Below are 18,107 nucleotides of genomic sequence, written 5' to 3'. Positions count from 1 at the left end.
TCAGGATGAGATTGCGGATAGGCGGTCCCGTACTGTCGGACAGGCTACGACAACATCTGGTTTCGTCGGCCGTCCTGCTGGCTACCCTTTTTATCGAGATGAAATCGTCGCTGACAGGTGGTGGCAGTGCGGCCTTTCTGGAATGTGTGCCGGCGATTGTCATCATCGCCTTCCTGGAGGACCGCTGGCCTGCGATGGCTGCCACGTTTGCCATGGTGGCTGTCGGCTTGGCAGTTCGCCTGGCGGCGAACGGTCAGTTGGTCGGCGATGATCTTTCCGGGGCCATTCTCCTCGCCTTGTCCGGCGGGATGATCGCCTTTCTTTTCCATCGTTCAAGGCAGGAGTTGAGGAGCGCGCTCGATGTCGCCGAGAACAGGCTTACCGCCATCGAGACGACCGAAGCGCGATATCGCTGGGCTTTCGAGCGGGCCGCCTTGGGATTTGCGACCGCAAATGACCGTGGTGAGCTGCTGCAGGTCAACATGTGCATGTGCAGTATGTCCGGCTACGCACAGGAAGAGCTCGTCGGCCAGCATATCGAAACGCTCGTTCATCCTGACGAACGCGATCTGTTCGCCAGGCTTGGACGTGGTCTAAGCGCGGAGGCGCCGTCGTTTGGCTTGGAAATGCGCTTGAGAAGGAAGGATGGCACTGTTTTCTGGGCTCGCGTGACCCTCTCTTGGTCTGGTCCGGAGAAACAACTGCCGATGGGCATATTTGTCGTCTTCGAGGATATCACTGAACGCAGGGCTGCAAGCGAAGCGCTCTTGAGCCAAAAGGAATGGCTGGACCTTGCGCTGCTCGCCGGAAGGCTTGGCACATGGCGCGTGGACTACAAGGAGAGAATTGTCTCCGGTTCAGATCAATTTTGGGAAATTCTTGGTTTGCCGCCAGCCGCTTCCCGTCCTCTGGACGAGCTGTCGGCGATCATTCATACGGCGGACTGGCCAAAACTCGGGGCCCATTCAGAATTCATCGCGGCAACCGCCAACTACGACGCAGAGGTCCGAGTTCGGCGGTCGGACGGACAGTTCCGCTGGATTGCCCTGCGCGGCCGTGAGGACATCCGCGATGGCTATCATCAGCGGTTCGGGATCGCGGCTGACCTTACCGAGCGGCGGCAGACGACACTGTTGCGGGCTGCGGTGAGAAGACAGGAGCGGCTTATACTTGAACAGCGGCACCGGCTCAGTAATCTGTTTGCCGTGATCACGGCTGTCGTGAAAATGATCCCTGCTTCAGACCAGGATATTTCCAAGTACAGAGGAGATCTTTTAGAGCGAATTCGGGCGCTCGAATCCACGCACCTGCTGTTGATCAACAATGCAGAGTTATCATCTACGATCCGCGATATTGTCGCACATGCGCTTCGCCCCTACGCGGAGGCACACAGAGCAACGATCACAGGGCCTCATGTCAGAATCGTCGGAGGCGCTGCGGAAAGTTTCGCGATGGTCGTCCACGAACTCACGACAAATTCGGTCAAGCACGGGGTGCTCGGGAACTCCCAAGGCCAGGTGGAGGTAAGGTGGGGCGTCGCACCCGAGGGCTCGGACGGCGACATCGTGTTCGACTGGATCGAACGAGGCGGCCGAAATGCCAAGCCTGTCCTGCGGAAAGGTTTTGGGTCGATTGTCCTTGGCGCCGATGGAACGCCCTTGGTCGGTCACTCTTCGAAACTGGAAATGTCGGCTGGTGGATTGCGATATCAGCTACGCCTATCCCAGGGCGAGATTCAGCCTTAACTTAGATCGTTCCAAGCCATGTCCTCATCAAAACAGCGACCTCGGTGCGGTTTCGGACTCCCAGTTCACGCAAGATTGCGGCGGCATGGATCTTCGTCGTGGCCTCGGCGATGTCGAGATCGCGGGCGATCTCCTTGTTCGAATAACCTTCGGCCATAAGCTTGAGCACGTCCTTTTGCCTTGACGTGAGCCTTCCCAGAGAACCTGGGCTGGCCAAGGCCTGGTGCGAAGCCTCCACGGGAGATCTATGCGTCTGAGGCGCGGCTGCGCCAGAGCTTCGCGACAGGAGGGCTGGTACATAGATGCGGCCTGACAAGATCTCTTTGACGGCCAGCACCACCTCCTCATCCGGCTGCGACTTCACGATGTAGCCGTGGAGGCCAACTGAAAGGGCCAACAAAATTTCCGATCGTGAATCGTTTCCTGACACAATCGCAAACCTGCTTTTGGGATAGGCGGCGAGAACGTCGCCGAGCACTTCCTGGGTGAGCAGCCCGGGCATGTTCAGGTCCAGGATCGCAAGATCAATTGTTTCGTGTTCGGCCAGGAGCCCAACCACGGCATCAAAACAGGTCGCCTCGATTATTTCGACACCAGGGATTCCGGCTGTCAGCGCCATGCGCAAGCCACGTCGATAAAGGCCATGATCATCGGCTATGACGATCTTGTACATAGAAACCCCCACGCACAAACAACCCGCACTACCTGGCCGCGCCTTGTAGGAGCGCCGGTACGTCCAGAAAGGTGGACCCCGACGTCCTACAACCCCGTCCTGCTAATTACCGTACGCTAATGTAGCTCGGTTTTAGGAAAATGTTTACCTTCGATCGTAATTCAAGTGGGACCTTGGTCTGTTGCGCGTCTCGGCCACTCCCGTCAGGTCCGCGGGATATGTTTCGTCCCCTACGGTTCCGGGATCAGAGAAATTCGTCCGTGCCATTCAAACGCACGACGACAATATCCCGGTTGGCTCCCTAATCTCTCGCAGGTTCGGACAACTGAAACCCTGCTGCGCGAGGCGGTTCGCCGTCTTGGCTTCGGATGCAGTTTCAGCCGTCAAGGCCAACTCTGGCCATGTGCGTAGGGAGGATCGAATGAAAGCGGTAATTCAATGCGGTGGCATGGGAACGCGCCTTCGGCCATTTACATCGGTTTTGCCGAAGCCGCTGATGCCAATTGGCGCGCGGCCAGTCCTCGAGTTGCTGCTGAAATGGCTGCGGCGTAGCGGAATCGAAGACGTCTACGTCACTACCGGCTATCTCGGGCACCTGATCCGGAGCGTGTGCGGCGACGGCTCGCAGTGGAATCTGAGGATCCGCTACACGCAGGAAATGGAACCGCTCGGAACGATCGGGCCGCTTTCCTTGATCAGAGACGAATTGAATGAGCCTTTCATTGTCCTGAACGGCGATGTGCTGACCGACCTGAGCATCAGCCGGTTTACCGCGGCGCACCGCCTGCACAAGGACTCCGTCACGATAGCGACTTCGCTGCGGCTTACCAAGATGGATTTCGGCGTCATCGACGAGGTTGACAACACCGTCCAGGTGTTCCGCGAAAAGCCGGCGCTGTCGCACCTGGTCAGCATGGGCATCTACTGCATGAACCCGGACGTCCTCGACTTCATCCCATCCGGCATACCGTTTGGGTTCGACGACCTCATGCTGCAGATGCTCCAGGCTGGGCGCGTCGTGCATGTCTACAAGCATGAGGGTCTTTGGCTCGACATCGGACGCGTCGAGGACTTCCAGAACGCGCAGACGGTTTCCTGGGAAGAGCAGTCCGCGTCCATCGAAGTCGCCGCCGCGGCAGCGTAACGGCCAGGCGCGAGGATCATCGAGGAGGTGACGATGCTCTTGGTAAGTTCCCCGGTCCTGGGAGTGCCAGAAAAAGCGGCTCTGGCGAAAGTGATCGACAGCGGTTGGCTGACGATGGGTGAACGGGTCCGGGCTTTCGAAGAGGCGTTTGCCTTGATGCACGAGGCGGAGGACTGCGTAGCGGTTAGTTCCTGCACCGCAGCCCTTCATCTTATCCTTCACGGATTGGGGATTGGTCCGGGCGACGAGGTGCTGGTTCCTTCGCTGACCTTCGTGGCTACCGCGAACGCAGTGCTCTATGTCGGCGCCACTCCTGTCTTTGTCGACATAGAATCGGCAGACGTCCCTCTGATGTCGCTCAAAGAAGCAGAAGCACGCTGCAGCCCTCGCACCAGGGCCGTGATCCTGGTTCATTTCGCCGGCTATCTTGCCGACAAGGACGCCTGGCAAGCATTCGCCAGCGCACGCGGGCTCTCGATCATCGAGGATGCGGCACATGCTCCCGGCCTAAAAGCGGTTGGCACCTTTGGTGCGGGCGCCGCCTTCAGCTTCTATGGCAACAAGAACATGACGACGGCGGAGGGCGGGGCCGTAATTGCCCGGGACCCCCAACTGCTGGACAGGATTCGCCAGGCTCGCGCGCACGGCATGACCACCGGAACACGCCAGCGACTGAACAGCCGCACCGCGCATTACGATGTGACTATGCTCGGCTTCAACTACCGAATGGATGAAATGCGGGCCGCGATCGGCTTGGTTCAACTCCAGAACCTGCAGGAGTGGAACGAGATACGGCGCATTCTTGTCGTGTTGTACCGGCGCCTTATCGCGTTGCGTTGCCCGGCAATCACAATACCCTTCGAAGAACCGCGAGCCTCGGCTTACCACATCATGCCGATCCTCTTGCCGCGCTACGTCAATAGGCAGCATGTCGTCGATGAACTGCGGGCGCAGGACATACAAACCACGGTCCATTACCCGCCCGTTCATCAGATGACCCTCTACCGTGAGCTTTACCCGGGTACTCACCTGCCGCGCACCGAGGATTTCGCGGAACGCGAGTTGACCATTCCGCTGCATCCTCAGATTACCGCGCCCGCGGTTGAAGCCGTGGTGGACGTCTTGGCGACCGCGCTCAATAGCGGCATCCACGCGGGAACCGCCGCATGAACGCGTTTGATCTGTCCATCCACCCGCCCGTCGTGTCAGGCGTGAGCCATGGTTTTAGCAGACGGGCGATGGATGTCGTGGCCGCATCCTTGGCCGCGATCGTTTTCGCGCCGCTGATGTTGCTGATTGCATTTGCGCTATTTCTCGAGGGCGGACGCCCCGTGCTTTTCCGGCAGCCTCGCATCGGTGCAGGGGGGCGCATGTTTCATATCTATAAGTTCCGCAAATTCGAGGTTCTGTGTGATCCTCAGGGCCCTGCGTTGACCAGCATAGGCGACCGTCGGCTGACGAAGATCGGGCGCATTTTGGCCAGCACCAAACTGGATGAGTTGCCGCAACTCTGGAATGTGCTCAGAGGCGACATGGCCATCGTCGGGCCACGGCCGGAAAGCCTCGCCTTTGCTGACTGCTTCCATGGCGGCTTCGAGGCGGTCCTAAGATATAAACCCGGCTTGGTCGGCCCGACGCAAGTTCTTTTCCGTCACGAAGCCTCTCTCTACCCGGTCTCAGGAGACCTGTCGTCCTTCTACAGGGAGGCGCTGTTTCCGATCAAAGCCAAGTTCGATCTTTCCTATTATCCCCGACGAACCATCGCTTCGGATGTTGTGTGGATGATCCTCGGTTTTCTGGCGGTAATCGGCTGGGTGCCTGTCGGGCTACTCAGGCGTTGAAGGCTGTTTCTGTGTGCGCGCTCGGCAACCGGAGCGCTTCAGGTGAAAGAAGGAACACCTGGTTATGAGCTACAATGGCAAGAGAGTTCTGGTCACCGGCGCGGATGGGTTCATTGGATCGCATCTGACCGAGGCACTCGTCCGCAACGGTGCCGAGGTGACCGCATTGGCCCTCTATAATTCATTCGACAGTCATGGATGGCTGGATGATCTGCCAGACGACATCCGAGGTCATCTGAAACTCGTTCGAGGCGATGTACGCGACGGTGCATTCCTGAACCGGATCGTGCGCGGCCAAGCCGTCGTGTTTCATCTCGCTGCGCTTATCGCGATCCCGTACTCATACGCGGCCGCCCAGTCCTATGTGGAAACCAATATCATGGGGACGCTGAATGTCCTTGAAGCGGCCCGCCAATGGGAGACGGAACGGATCATTCACACCTCGACCAGTGAGGTTTACGGCACGGCGCTCAGCATGCCGATCAGCGAGTCCCATCCTCTTCAGGGACAATCGCCATATTCGGCGTCCAAGATCGGCGCCGACATGATGGCGCAGTCCTATGCCAGATCGTTCGACCTGCCCGTCGTGATCCTCCGGCCGTTCAATACATTCGGGCCGCGACAAAGCGAACGAGCCATAATACCGACAATCATCCGGCAGGCGCTCGATCCAAAATGTGTTTCGATCATGGTGGGAGATACCAGCCCGGTCCGCGACCTGACCTTCGTCGAGGACACAGCGGCTGCCTTCCTGAGCGCGGGTTCAGCCACACTCGAATTCGGCCATGCCTATAATGCTGGAAGCCAGCGTGCCGTGACCATATCGGACGTGCTCGATCTCGTGCTCGAGCTGAGCAACTGCAAGAAGCCCGTCCACCGCGACGAGAGTCGATTGCGGCCGCAAAACTCCGAGGTTCGCGCTCTGCTGGCCGATTCATCACGGCTCGAACGTGAAACCGGATGGACTGCGCAAACGAGTTTGCGCCACGGCTTGGCCAGAACCATCGATTGGTGGCGGGCGCGCCTCGGCGAAGGTCGGGTACGTCGCGAAATGAGCTACATGACATGAGGTTTTACCCACTCCCATTGGCACTGCTCCTGATCGCCTTTGCTGTCCTGCTGCGGGCGGCCGACAGCCAGGGAAACAGCATGTCCACGACGTTCGTCGCGCCAATGCCGATGGATCTCCCAGATTATCTGCATCCCGCGACAGATCCGGCATTCGGCACGAATTTCATGCGCATCACCAAACCCGGCGCACTTGGGGGAGGTGTCGTGTGTGGGACGAAATATTGCAGTCATCGCTATTCGAGCGCTCAAGCCTGGAATGCGGACCAAAGCCTGCTCGTGCTGGCCAATGGCTGCAACGGGCTGTGCTTCCTCGACGGCAAGACATATGCTCCGCTATTCCACCGCGACAAAGGCGGTGAATGCGAATGGCATCCTCGAAACGCAGACGTGATGATCTGCGTTGAGGATCGGAAGATCTCGACATGGGCGCCAAGGACAAACCACGAAGACGTTGTCTTCGTCACGGCTCAATACCACGATCTGCAGTTCGGGCCGTCGAAGGGCAATCCAAGCCGTGACGGCAACCGTATAGCCGTCCGCGCTGTCCGCGCGGATGGAAAAGCGGTGGTGTTCGCCTTCGATCTCGCGGATCGGTTCAAATTCCCGGACATCGATCTCGCTCTGGTTCCCGGAACCACCAGCTCCTGTACCATCTCCCCGCTCGGCACGAACATCCTTTGCTTTCAAAACCTGGCCGACGGCACCGAGCAGAGGGCCATTTTCAGTGTCGATGGCACCTTGCGACAGAGGTGGACGGACCATCACCGCCCCGGCCACGGAGACCTTACGCTCGATGACGACGGCAGCGAGGTCTATGTAGGCATCAGCAAATCCGGCCCCGACAAGTATCACGTAGTCAAGCGAAGACTGTCCGATGGGAAGGTGACCTCCCTGACCGGATACGGCGAAGCAGAGCATGCATCGTCGCGGGCTCTGAAGCGGCCCGGCTGGGTCTTCCTGACCTATGGCGGCAACCCTGAGGAGGTATCGGCCAATCCAGGCTGGGCACCATATGCACGGGAAGTCATCGCGTTGCGCATCGACGGCAGCGGCGAAGTTCGGCGCATCGTGCAGACACGCAACGCGCCATTCGACTACTGGAGCGAGACGCATGCGTCACCTTCGCCGGACGGCACACAGGTGATCTGGTCCAGCAATTGGGGCGTGGCCGGTGGACCGGTTTACGACTTCGTCACCCGCGTCGACTGGCCCGAAAACCAGGACAAGAAGGAGATTGTCGCGAATGGTCAACCTTAGCCGATTCTTCCTTGCGACACTTGCGATGCTTTGCGCCCTGCCAATGACTGCGGCAGCGGATGCGACGATCTATCGAATTTCGCCCGGAGACACCATCGAGGTCGCAATCACCTCGCTTCCCGAGCGGACGCAGCGTGCGGTGGTGCAGATGGACGGCACCATCGTCCTCGCCGAGGCAGGCACGGTGCCTGTCGCCGGCCTGACTCCGTCCGAACTTCAGACGCGCTTGCAGGCGATCCTGCCGACCAAGATCTACCACATACGCATGCCGGACGGCCGTGAGCAGGTGGCGGTCGTCAGGCCCGGCGACGTGACGGCGACCATCGCTGAATACCGTCCGATCTACGTGACTGGCGAAGTGCTCGCTCCTGGGCAGCAAGCCTTTCGTCCGCTCATGACGGTTCGGCAGGCGATAGCCGTCGCCGGCGGCTTCAGCCTCTTGCGTGCACGGGCGAACCAGGCTGGGCCGGACCCAACGGACTTGCAGCGCGATTATGAGACGATCTGGGGAGAATACATCAAGGACTATTTCCACAGTGCGCGCATACGTGCCGAACTTCAAAAGCAGCCCGATTTCGACATGAAGGCCCCCCAGGGCTTTCCGCTGTCTTCTTCCCTCGCAACCGAAATCGCGCAGGCCGAGGCAGAAGGGCTGAAGCTCTCGCTGGACAATTTCGGGCAGGAGCAGAGCTTTCTGGAGAAGGGCGCCAAGGATGCAGCGACCCAGGTCCAGGCGTTGCTCCAGCGCGAGCAGGACGAAGCCGATGGAGTCAAGGCCGATGAAGAGGATTTGGCGCAGGTGACCAAGCTCTTCAAGGCTGGCAACCTGACCAACAACCGGCTCGCCGATGTCCGGCGCGCGGTACTTCTGTCCTCGAGCCGTGCGCTTGAAACTTCGGTCGAACTCATGCGGGCTCGGCGCCAACAGGATGATCTTGCAAGGCAGATCGAGCGCAATGACAACCAGAGGCGTGCCGGTTTGTTGAACGAGTTGCGGGATACACAGGCGCGCCTTGCCGACATCACCGCAAGGCTGCACGCGGTCAGCCAGAAATTGCAGCCGCAGGGAGCATCCGCCTTGCCGCAGCCGATCGGCGGCGAAACCGTGCGGGCCCAGGTGACGATCATCCGCTCCGTCGATGCGCAATGGCGCAAGCAGCCGGCCGACCAGGATACCGCGGTGGCGCCGGGTGATACGATCGAGGTCAGATTCAGCAGCGCGCTCGAAAGCGCGGCGGTGCAATAGACAATCCCTGCCGGCGTCGCCGGCAGCGGCAATATCTTCGATGTCGTTGCGAGAACGGTCGTGAGCGAAGAGATCAGCGTCGCCGGCGCTTACAACAAAGGCAGCATCACCTTCATGGGAATGGAGATCCTGGTTGCGCCCGGTGCGCTGGTGCCGCGGCCGGAAACAGAGCTGCTCGGCTCCATTGCCGTAGATGTTCTGCGCGCAATGGATCTGCCGGCGCCGCGTGTCGTCGACATGTGCTGTGGCGCCGGCAACCTGGCCTGCGCGATCGCTAGCCATATCCAATCCGTGCGAGTTTGGGCCTGCGATCTTACCGACGGCTGTATCGGCGCGGCGCGACGAAATGTCGTTCATCATGGCTTGACTGACCGGATTTCAGTGCATCAGGGTGATTTGTTCGAAGGCGTGTCCGGACTGGAGCTCGACGGCACGCTTGATGCCATCGTCTGCAATCCGCCCTACATTTCGGAGAAGCGGCTCGAGGGTGATCGCCGCCATCTGGTCGTGCTTGAGCCGCGAGAGGCATTCGCGGCCGGTCCTTATGGGCTCAGCATTCATATGCGGGTCGTCAAGGACGCGCTGCGCTACCTCCGACCAGGCGGCGTCCTGCTGTTCGAGGTGGGGCTTGGTCAGGACCGCCAGGTCATAAGTCTTCTGGAGCGCAGCAAGGGCTACGAGCAGATACGCACCTTCGCCAACCATGCCGGTGAAGTGCGGGTGGTCCTGGCAGGGGCCAGGCGGCAGGCATGACCGCGTTCGGCCGGTATCGGGCCGACCGTCCAGATCATTGCTTCTTGCGCCAGATCATTTCTTCTTGCGAACGATGAACCGCGCGATTCCTTGAATCGAATCGAGGTTTTCCGGCAGGAGTTCACTGTCTTCCACTGTGATGCCGAAAGTCTCTTCGATGAACCCGATCACCTCGAGCACTCCGGTCGAGTCGACGATCCCCTGATCGAGCAATGATGCGGTGAGGGATAGCGCCTTGACGTCCGCGATGTAGAAATTCGAGGCCAGGAAGCTGCGGATCTGGTTGATATGAATGTCGTCGCTTTCCGCGGCCGATATCATGGAATCCATCTAATCCATCCTCCGTTGCAAAGGCGACTTGCGATCGCGCTTCTGAAACAATCTACGACAGGGCCGCTTTCTTGAGTTTTCCGGTATCGGTCATCGGCAGGCTGGGCACGATGACGATGGTCTTTGGCACCATGAAATTCTCCAGCCGTTTCCGGCACTCCATCAGGAGCTGCCTTTCGCCGACAATTCTTCCCTGCTCGATGACGACGAATGCTTTGACCGCTTGCCCGAGGAGGTCGTCGGGAACACCGATGACCGCGGCTTCCTTCACCCCAGGGACGTCCATCAGCACGCTTTCCACCTCTTTGGGAGCGACCTTTTCGCCTCGTGATTTTATGATCTCGTCACCACGGCCGACGAAGTACAAATAGCCTTCAGCGTCCATCCGGCAGTAGTCGCCCGTGTAGAGGACCTGCTCGCCCGGCAGCGGCCCCGGCTTCAGCTTCCTTGCCGTGGCCTCTGGCTTGCCCCAATAGCCTTTCATCACCGTTGCGCCGCGGACTACAAGTTGGCCAACGACGCCCGGACCGACCCGCCTGCCACTCTCGTCGACGATCCACACTTCTGTGTTGGGAATGGCAATGCCTACGCTGAGGGGCTTTCGCCCGAGATCGTCGGGCGGCAGATAGCTGCAGCGTTTGCATTCGGTGAGGCCGTACATGGAATAGATGCGTGCGCCCGAAAACAGCTCCCTGAGCATGGCAATCTGCTTGAGCGGCAGGGCGGCCGCGGTATTGGTGACATAGCGGATGCTCGCGAAATCGTTGCTCTTCAGCGATCTGAGCTCCGCAAGCGCCGCGAAGATCGTGGGCACGCCCGGAAAGCCTGTGATCTGCTCGTCCTTGATCACCTGAAGGATCTGCGCCGGAAAAGCGAAGGAGCGTTCGAGGACGAGCCGTGCGCCGGTGCGAAAGGCCATGATCATTTGATAGAGCCCGTAGTCGAAGGCGAGGGGCAGGACGTTGAGGATCACCTCATCTTCACGCAGTTCCAGGTAGGAGGCGATCGATGTGCACGCGGCAGTCATGTTGCCGTGCGTCAACATGACCCCCTTGGGTTCGCCGGTGGATCCGGAGGTGTAGACGATGGCCGCGAGATCGATGTCGATCGATTTGCGCGGCGGCGCAACAGAAGGTCTGTCGACGATCGTGTCCCAGCGAACGGCGTGCGGCAATCGGTTGAACTCGGCCTCGTTGATCGTCCCAGAGACAATCACCGCCCGCAGCGAGTGACAGTCGCGCGACGGTTGGCAGAATATCGAGTGTAGATGGCTGTCCGTGATCAGCGCCGCTGGCAGGCAATCGTTGAGCAGGTAATGAAGCTTCTCGCTTTTCGTAAGCGGGTTGACGATGCAGACCACGGCGTTCGCCTTGAGCACCGCCCAGAAGCTGACGACGGTTTCGACCGTATTGTCGGCGAAGATCATGACGCGGTCGCCACGCTCGACGCCCGCCGCGGCCAGGAAATGCGCGATCCTGTCGGAGCGCTCATCGATCTCCGCATAGGTGACACGTTGCTTGCCGGCCACCAACGCGATCTTGCCGCCAAGCCGGACGGCGGAATGGATGAGGTAGTCCTGCAGGAGTGGTACGGCGCCGTGGATCATGCCAGGACCCTTTCCCGCTGTTCGTGATCAACGTCGATCCTGAGCTCGGCTTTGTCCGCTCCGCCCGGGCGGCTCGCGATGAACTGCTGATGCAGAAGCTGGGTCGACAGCACGCCGACCAGTGCCATGTTGTCGGAGTTGGAGAGATCGCCGCCGCCGGCCCTGGACCGGCACTTTCCAAGCAGGAAAGCCACCGATTTCGGATCGAAGACGTTTGCCGCGCGCAATGCCGTGTCCGACAGTGCTTCGCGAATGTAATCTGGTGCATCATGACCAACGAAACTAAGCGCATTTGGCGCCCTGTAGGGCTGCTTCGTGCGGGCAACGACTTGCGGTGGGACGATCGGCTGCGCCACTCGCTTGAGCACGTGCTTTTCGTCGAGGATGCGCAACTTGTAAGCATCCGGAAGCGAATTCGCGAGCGCCACGACATCGTCGTCGAGATAGGGGAAGCGTCCCTCGACCGAGTGTGCCATCAGCATCCTGTCGCCCTGCGAGGAGAGCAGGTAGCCCGACATCAGCGTTCGGATTTCGAGATACTGGTCCTGGGCAAGGAAGCTCCATCGCGAAAATTCGGCGGGGAGAGGGGCGAGCAGTTCGGAGACCGCATTGCGGTGCTGCGAGGCGCCGCGCATGTCGGGGCAGAATAGGCGCTTGATGGCGCTCGTGGTGCGCCAGCGCGTGTCATGTGCAAAGCCGGGCCTGTCGCAGGCATGAAGATCGCGCCCGAAGAACTGTCGCGCCATGGCCTGTTGGTGCACCGGTGAGCGCGACAGATAGGGGTAGAGACGCTCGAGCAGTCGCGCACGCCGGCTCGAAGCAGGTTGACGCCCCCAGAAGCGGCGAACCTTGCCTTCGCGGAAAAGGTCGTAGCCGGCGAACATCTCGTCGGCGCCTTCCCCTGTCAGCACAACCTTGATGCCGCGCTCGCGGACCAACTTGGATAGAAGGAAGAGCGGTGCCGGGGCCGTCCTCAGGATTGGCCGCTCGGCGTGGTAGACGACCTCGGGAAAAACCGCTGCAATGTCGCGGCGGGAAATCACCACCTCGTGGTGCTCGCTCGCGGTGGCGGCGGCGACCAGGCGCTGGAAATAGGTCTCGTCGTATTCCTCGTCGGCAAAACGCAAGGAGAATGTCTGGAAGCGCTCCCCCGCGAAACGTCTCCCAAGCGCCGCGACAAGCGAGCTGTCGAGCCCACCGGACAAATAGCAGCCCACCGGCACGTCGGCCTGCACCATCCGCAGCGCCGTCGCGGCTTCGAGCGCACCGCGGACCGCCTCGACGGCATCGTCGCACGAGCCGCTGAACCATTCAGGGTCGGAAGCGGAAATTCGCGGATAATGCGGCTCCCAGAAGGCCGTCTCCCGTGCCACGCCACCTTCATAGAGCCGGATATGTCCAGGCTGCAGTTCCTTGACGCCTTCGAAGACGCTCTGCGGCGGGATCACCGTCCAGAATGTGAATGTCTGATCGATTCCTGCCGGATCAAAGGCGCGAGGAATCGCTGTTTCCGCAGCGAAAATGGCTTTGACTTCGCTTGCAAAGAAGACGCAGCCGCCGTGCTCGCAATAATACAGCGGGCAGATGCCGTAGCGGTCACGCGACAGGATCAGGCGGCCGGCAGCAGAGTCCCATATCGCGACTGCCCATTGACCATTCATCCGTTCAAAGGCGGCCTGGCCCCAGGCCTGGTAAGCGTGGAGCACGACTTCCGTGTCGCTATGCGTGCGGAAGCGGTGACCAAGCGCGATCAACTTGTCGCGCAATTCGACGTAGTTGAAGATTTCACCGTTGAAGACGATCCATGTCAGGCCGCTCACGTCGGCGAGTGGCTGCTGGCCGTGCAGCAGGTCGACCACGGACAGGCGGGCATGCGCCAAACCCGCACGTCGGTCGCGGTACAGCCCCCGCTCGTCGGGTCCGCGGTGTGCGAGCGCGCCCACCATACGCAACAGCGCTTCCCGCGAAGGAGGTGGGGCAGTGGCGCTCAGCGCGACAATTCCGGCGATCCCGCACATCCGTCAGTCCACCGTCATTGGCACCGAAGGCAAAGGCTGGGCGTGCAGATAGCGCGCCGCTCGACGCTTGGCTTCGATATCCTTGAAGACCTTCTGAACCTCGTCTGGTGACAACCCGGCAACATCAGCGACCTCATCGGCGCAGATGCCATGGTTCACGCCGTAGAGGCATAGGTCCGTCTGATGATAGGGCAGGGCGAAGTAGAACTCCTCCTGGCTCTGCGCCATGGAGAAGGTGTCGGTCGTCGGCGGCCTGCGCCGGATCTCCCCGTCCACACCGAGATATTCCGCCAGTTGATAGACCTGCGTCTTGTAGAGGTGGACGATCGGCATCAGGTCAGCGATTCCGTCGCCTTGCTTGACGAAAAAACCCTGATCATATTCGAGCCGGTTAGGCGTGCCCGCCACCGCATAGCCGAGACGGTCCGCGTGATAGTACTCAGTCATCTTGCGAATGCGCTGCTTGTAATTGGTCGCGGCCACTATCTGCAGATAGGCCGCTCCTGACAGGCGCACGGTATCGATCTTCCCCTGGGGGTCCTGAACGGTGAGACGGGTGATATTGAGGCCTTTGCTCTCCAGCACCGAGGTCAGCACCAGCTTGCATTTCCACCCTTCGCCGTAGTCCGGAACAACGGTGCGAATGGCCTCTATCTGCCGGCTATAGGCACCGATGGCGTCGAGCGCCGGCGCAATGTCCTCGGCGATGGTGTCGATGCCCAGCTGACCGGCGATAACGCGCCCCAGCCTCAGCGAGTCCCCGGACGAGTCACGCTCCGGCATGAAGATCCCGAGTACCCTGTCCTTGCCGAAGGCAGCCACGCACAACGACGCGACCACCGAACTGTCGATGCCGCCTGAGAGCCCGACCACCACTCCGCGCCGGCGGAGCGTGACCAATACCTGCTCGCGCACGGATGCTACGATGCGGTCGACCTCCGCGGCCGCATCCAGTGCCAGAACATCCTTGCCGAACCGCGAAGTCACGCGAAGCTGCCTTTCATGGTTGAAGACTCGGCCGGCGAATAAGTGCGAGCGACCGCCTCCTCGATCAGCGGACGATTGACGCCGATGTGAGGCTCGACGACCAGATCAATGTGGTTGCCGGCAATCGGGATGACCTGCAGGTCCGCGAACACCCGATCCCATCCGATCGCAAGAGGCATTCCCGGTCGCGCGCAACGGAACAGCGTTCCGGTGATCGGGAGCACCGTTCTTGGCTGCTCCAACCAACGGAAGAAGGCCTGCGCACGCAAGACTTCCTGCAGCTCCAGCTTGATGCGGAAGCTGGTTGCGTTGAATTGTCCTCGGGAAAAGTGGTCGATGGCTTGGGCAAGACGAGCTTCCTGGCCGACCTTGACCGTGAGCTTCGCCAAAACACGGCAAGCCATTCGATAGGGTGACATGCGGTTGGATCGGACCCGGCGCAAGGTGCGGGTGATTGTCTCCCAGGGACGGCTCCGCTCGCCAGCCAGGCTGGTGTCGAGGATACCGACAAACTTCACGGACCTTCCCTCCTTCAGCAGGCGCACGGCAACTTCGAATGCGACGGCTCCGCCGAGCGAGTGGCCGAGTAGCCTTACATGGCCCGACGGCTGGATGCGGTTGATCTGTTCAAGCGCGGCGTCCACCATGGCGGCAAGATCGTTCTGGCCGCTGAGAATGGTCGCGAGGCTGGGATATCTTATCGGACGGACCGTTGCGACTTTGCCCATGGCTGAGGCGAAGGCTGCAAGACTAGGCCCATAGCCCACGGAGCCGGGAAACAGAAAGAGAAAAGGCCGATCATGCTCCAGCACATGATCGGGCGCATTGCCGGCTTGTGCGGACGCGACCGCGCTGACCATCGCTTCGGCGCTCATCCCGACGGTAAATGCCTCAAGATCCAGTTCCTGGCCGATTTCGTTCTCGATCTCCATGACGCAGTGGAGCAGCTTCAGCGAGTCCCCTCCCGCTTCATCCCATCGCCCGACGGCTGCCCGCGTGTTGAGGACCCTGGTCCAGGCATTCTGCACTGCTTGATGGGCCTTGAGATCGCTGCCTGAAATCGGTGGATCGGCAACTTGGGTAGGCTTCTTGGCCAGAAGATCCATTTTCCCGAGTTTCGCCACATCTATTTTTCCGCCCGCCAGGCGCGGAATGTCCTCTACCCTGTGGAGCCGAAGCGGCCGCAGTGGCGGCGGTAGCGTCTTTGCAAGCAGCTGGCGAAGGTCGTCGGCGAAGGCCGGACCGGCGGAATTCCTGGGGATCGCGAAAGCGACCAGTTCGTTGGCCTCGGTCACGATCGTCACCGCATCCTCGACTGACGAGGCGGAGCGCAGGATCCTCTCGACTTCGGCCGGCTCGATGCGCCGACCGTTGATCTTTATCTGCCGCCCCTTGCGGCCGACGATCCTCAGCAGGCCCCGATTGTCCAATTGGACGAGATCGCCGGTCGCGAATATCCGTTGACTTGGATCATCGGGATCCGCCTCGGCAGGGATGACGGTGCCGTTTTCCCAGTGGCCGAGCAAGACGTAGGGGCTCTTGATGACGAGTTCCCCGCTTCCGCCCCGCGGTACGCTGTCACCGTCCTCGTTGACGATCGCAAAAGCTATTCCTGGCAAGAGCCGGCCGACCGGCACGGACGTTTGGTTCTTTGGTTGAACGCGAGGCAGAAACCATTGTGACCCGGTCGTCTCGGTTGACGAGTAGCCGATCTGTACGAGGCAATGAGCAGGAATCGCCTTTCGCAAAAGGGCAATGTCGGTCCAAAGCACTTTCTCGCCGCCGACGCGGACCACCCTGAGCGACCCGAAGGCATCGGCGGGGGCATTGGCCATGAGGGCGCGAAGCAGCGCGGGCACGAGGTAAGTAAGCGTCGCGCCAACCTGCTGCATTCGCTCGCGAACCGCACGCAGGCCGATCGCTTCCACGTCGACCATATGCAAAGTGGCGCCGCACAGGACCGAAGTCAGGATTTCTCGACATCCGGCTATGGTGGCGGGCCCGGTCAAGGGGAGGAAGACATCGTCGGAATTGATGTGACACGCATCGGCATATTGGTGCACCCGCCAGAGCAGGCTGCGCTGGCTGTTGACTATGCCCTTTGGAGATCCGGTGCTGCCAGACGTGTAAAGAACCATCGCCGGTGCATCGACGGATACGGCAGGCAATTGCGTCGATGACAGCGGCGCCGTCGACTCGGGGCTGGCAGTCACATCGATCCACCGGATGTCCTCGGGTAAACCCGCATGCCGGTGTCCAACGCCAAGAATGGCGCGGAGCCGCGCGACGCCGACAATCTCGTTGACACGGGCGATTGGGTCCCGGGCGTTGAGGGGAACCGAAATCCTTCCCGCCGCCATGCTCGCCAGGACAGCAACGATGTACCAGACGGAGTTTGGTTGATAAATTCCGATCGGCTGCCCCACGGGAACGACGGCAGCGATCCGGCGGGACAGGACTTCGACGGCAGTTGCAAGCTCGAAGTACGACAGTTGATTCACGCCGTCATGCACAGCGGCTTTTTCGGAATATTGGGCCGTGACTTTCTTGAGCTGATCGGCAATCCCGACATCTGCAAATGCCGGGCCCAACTTCTGATGAAGGCGCAGCGCCGGGCCACCTTGATCCAGGGCGTAGGCCGGGACGTCTATCCATCTGCGGGAGGGCCGAGAATCCTGGTGATGGTCCTGATCCGCTGCTGGTGCATTCAAATACGCCGGGAGCATGGCTTGCCTGGGTTTACGGTTGATACCCGGTTATGAGCTTGCAAGAGGGGGAATTCATCGATCATTCTGATGATGAACAAGGCACGGAAAGAGATTAGGCGTCGGGTTTCCTTGCCACGGGCGCAGCGTTGGAACCGATCCGCTGTTGATCTGTTGTTTACCCAGCGTGGAGATGTCCCCTCAACTCCTAGCCGATCGCCCGCTGCACTCCCCCGAGGCAGTGGGCTTTCTTTTTCAATTGGAAATCGCGGGCTCTCGAACAAGCCTGTCAGGCGAGATGAGCCGCTGCTGTAAATAGGATTTAGCGTCTTCCCGAGAGACCTGGAGGCTTCCGTCAGGTGCTGTCCTTGTATGACTTCGCCGCCTCATCGATCTTGCGCCAATCGTTGCCGTGGCGACGTACCAGCTCCCTTGCCTGAGCGGGCGACAGGTCATGCGTTTCGACGACATGCCGGACCTCCGCGTCCTCGCCCTTCAAGGGACGTGTACGACGCCTCTTGGTCGGTTGATCCCCCATTTCTCCATCTCGCCTTGACACGATCGTTTCCTCCGGTGTCGCAAACAAGCTGCGAGTAGGGAAAAGGTTTCACTGTTGGGTGCACGAAGCCCCAATAGCCTCTGCGGTACGGCAGTTGTCTTGCCGAAGGCATCAATTCCGCCCAAGCGCGGCGTCCTGTAAAGTAACTGAAGCGGAGAGGGATTGGTGTGCC

Annotated in this window: 15 protein-coding genes; 8 read left to right on the top strand and 7 right to left on the bottom strand. The window is 60.4% G+C overall.

Going from position 1 to position 18,107, the window contains the following annotated elements:
- Positions 1 to 5 precede the first annotated feature (5 nt).
- Positions 6 to 1,745 carry a PAS domain S-box protein gene (locus LB555_RS14740; RefSeq protein WP_140660807.1) on the top strand — a complete coding sequence of 580 codons (1,740 nt, stop codon included), beginning with the start codon at positions 6 to 8 and terminating at the stop codon, positions 1,743 to 1,745.
- Position 1,746: 1 nt separating this feature from the next.
- On the opposite strand, the gene LB555_RS14735 is transcribed toward LB555_RS14740, so the two are convergent.
- Entirely contained in the window at positions 1,747 to 2,418 is a 672-nt protein-coding gene (locus tag LB555_RS14735) for a LuxR C-terminal-related transcriptional regulator (protein ID WP_140715619.1), read from the bottom strand.
- Positions 2,419 to 2,839: 421 nt separating this feature from the next.
- Between LB555_RS14735 and LB555_RS14730 the strand changes: the two genes are divergently transcribed.
- The 7 genes from LB555_RS14730 (at position 2,840) to LB555_RS14700 (ending at position 9,730) form a co-directional block, all read left to right on the top strand.
- Positions 2,840 to 3,562: an NDP-sugar synthase gene (locus tag LB555_RS14730; protein ID WP_015316392.1), complete on the top strand. Its 723-nt coding sequence runs from the start codon at positions 2,840 to 2,842 to the stop codon at positions 3,560 to 3,562.
- Positions 3,563 to 3,595: 33 nt separating this feature from the next.
- Complete coding sequence (locus tag LB555_RS14725; protein WP_015316393.1) at positions 3,596 to 4,732, top strand: DegT/DnrJ/EryC1/StrS family aminotransferase; 1,137 nt, start codon at positions 3,596 to 3,598, stop codon at positions 4,730 to 4,732.
- Positions 4,729 to 5,403, top strand: coding sequence for a sugar transferase (locus LB555_RS14720; protein ID WP_015316394.1), 675 nt, complete (start codon positions 4,729 to 4,731; stop codon positions 5,401 to 5,403). The genes LB555_RS14725 and LB555_RS14720 overlap by 4 nt, the downstream gene beginning before the upstream one ends.
- A gap of 64 nt (positions 5,404 to 5,467) precedes the next feature.
- On the top strand, positions 5,468 to 6,472 hold the full coding sequence (locus tag LB555_RS14715; protein ID WP_015316395.1) for an SDR family NAD(P)-dependent oxidoreductase: 1,005 nt from the start codon (positions 5,468 to 5,470) through the stop codon (positions 6,470 to 6,472).
- Positions 6,469 to 7,731, top strand: a complete 1,263-nt coding sequence (locus LB555_RS14710; RefSeq protein WP_015316396.1) for a hypothetical protein — start codon at positions 6,469 to 6,471, stop codon at positions 7,729 to 7,731. The genes LB555_RS14715 and LB555_RS14710 overlap by 4 nt, the downstream gene beginning before the upstream one ends.
- Before the next feature lie 43 nt (positions 7,732 to 7,774).
- Positions 7,775 to 8,977 carry a polysaccharide biosynthesis/export family protein gene (locus LB555_RS14705; RefSeq protein ID WP_224683145.1) on the top strand — a complete coding sequence of 401 codons (1,203 nt, stop codon included), beginning with the start codon at positions 7,775 to 7,777 and terminating at the stop codon, positions 8,975 to 8,977.
- A 60-nt stretch (positions 8,978 to 9,037) separates the two neighbouring features.
- Positions 9,038 to 9,730, top strand: a complete 693-nt coding sequence (locus tag LB555_RS14700) for a N5-glutamine methyltransferase family protein (protein WP_015316398.1) — start codon at positions 9,038 to 9,040, stop codon at positions 9,728 to 9,730.
- Positions 9,731 to 9,784: 54 nt separating this feature from the next.
- Here LB555_RS14700 and LB555_RS14695 read toward each other — a convergent pair whose 3' ends face one another.
- From LB555_RS14695 to LB555_RS14670, 6 genes are all read right to left on the bottom strand, one after another.
- A complete protein-coding gene (locus LB555_RS14695; protein WP_015316399.1) occupies positions 9,785 to 10,060 on the bottom strand; it encodes an acyl carrier protein in 276 nt (91 codons plus the stop codon).
- A 52-nt stretch (positions 10,061 to 10,112) separates the two neighbouring features.
- Positions 10,113 to 11,666, bottom strand: coding sequence for a class I adenylate-forming enzyme family protein (locus LB555_RS14690; RefSeq protein ID WP_015316400.1), 1,554 nt, complete (start codon positions 11,664 to 11,666; stop codon positions 10,113 to 10,115).
- Entirely contained in the window at positions 11,663 to 13,684 is a 2,022-nt protein-coding gene (gene asnB, locus LB555_RS14685) for an asparagine synthase (glutamine-hydrolyzing) (RefSeq protein ID WP_224683144.1), read from the bottom strand. The genes LB555_RS14690 and asnB overlap by 4 nt, the downstream gene beginning before the upstream one ends.
- Before the next feature lie 3 nt (positions 13,685 to 13,687).
- On the bottom strand, positions 13,688 to 14,671 hold the full coding sequence (gene nadE / locus LB555_RS14680) for an NAD(+) synthase (RefSeq protein ID WP_015316402.1): 984 nt from the start codon (positions 14,669 to 14,671) through the stop codon (positions 13,688 to 13,690).
- The gene (locus LB555_RS14675) at positions 14,668 to 17,397 is read right to left on the bottom strand and encodes a non-ribosomal peptide synthetase (protein ID WP_140790221.1); all 2,730 of its coding nucleotides are present in this window, start codon (positions 17,395 to 17,397) and stop codon (positions 14,668 to 14,670) included. The genes nadE and LB555_RS14675 overlap by 4 nt, the downstream gene beginning before the upstream one ends.
- A 334-nt stretch (positions 17,398 to 17,731) precedes the next feature.
- Positions 17,732 to 17,875, bottom strand: coding sequence for a hypothetical protein (locus tag LB555_RS14670; RefSeq protein WP_167331116.1), 144 nt, complete (start codon positions 17,873 to 17,875; stop codon positions 17,732 to 17,734).
- Positions 17,876 to 18,107: the final 232 nt, after the last annotated feature.

The organism is Mesorhizobium sp. BR-1-1-10, from assembly GCF_020165595.1.
Lineage (GTDB): Bacteria > Pseudomonadota > Alphaproteobacteria > Rhizobiales > Rhizobiaceae > Mesorhizobium > Mesorhizobium australicum.
Note: the sequence above shows the minus strand (reverse complement) of the source record. Positions and strands in the feature narration are given on the sequence as shown.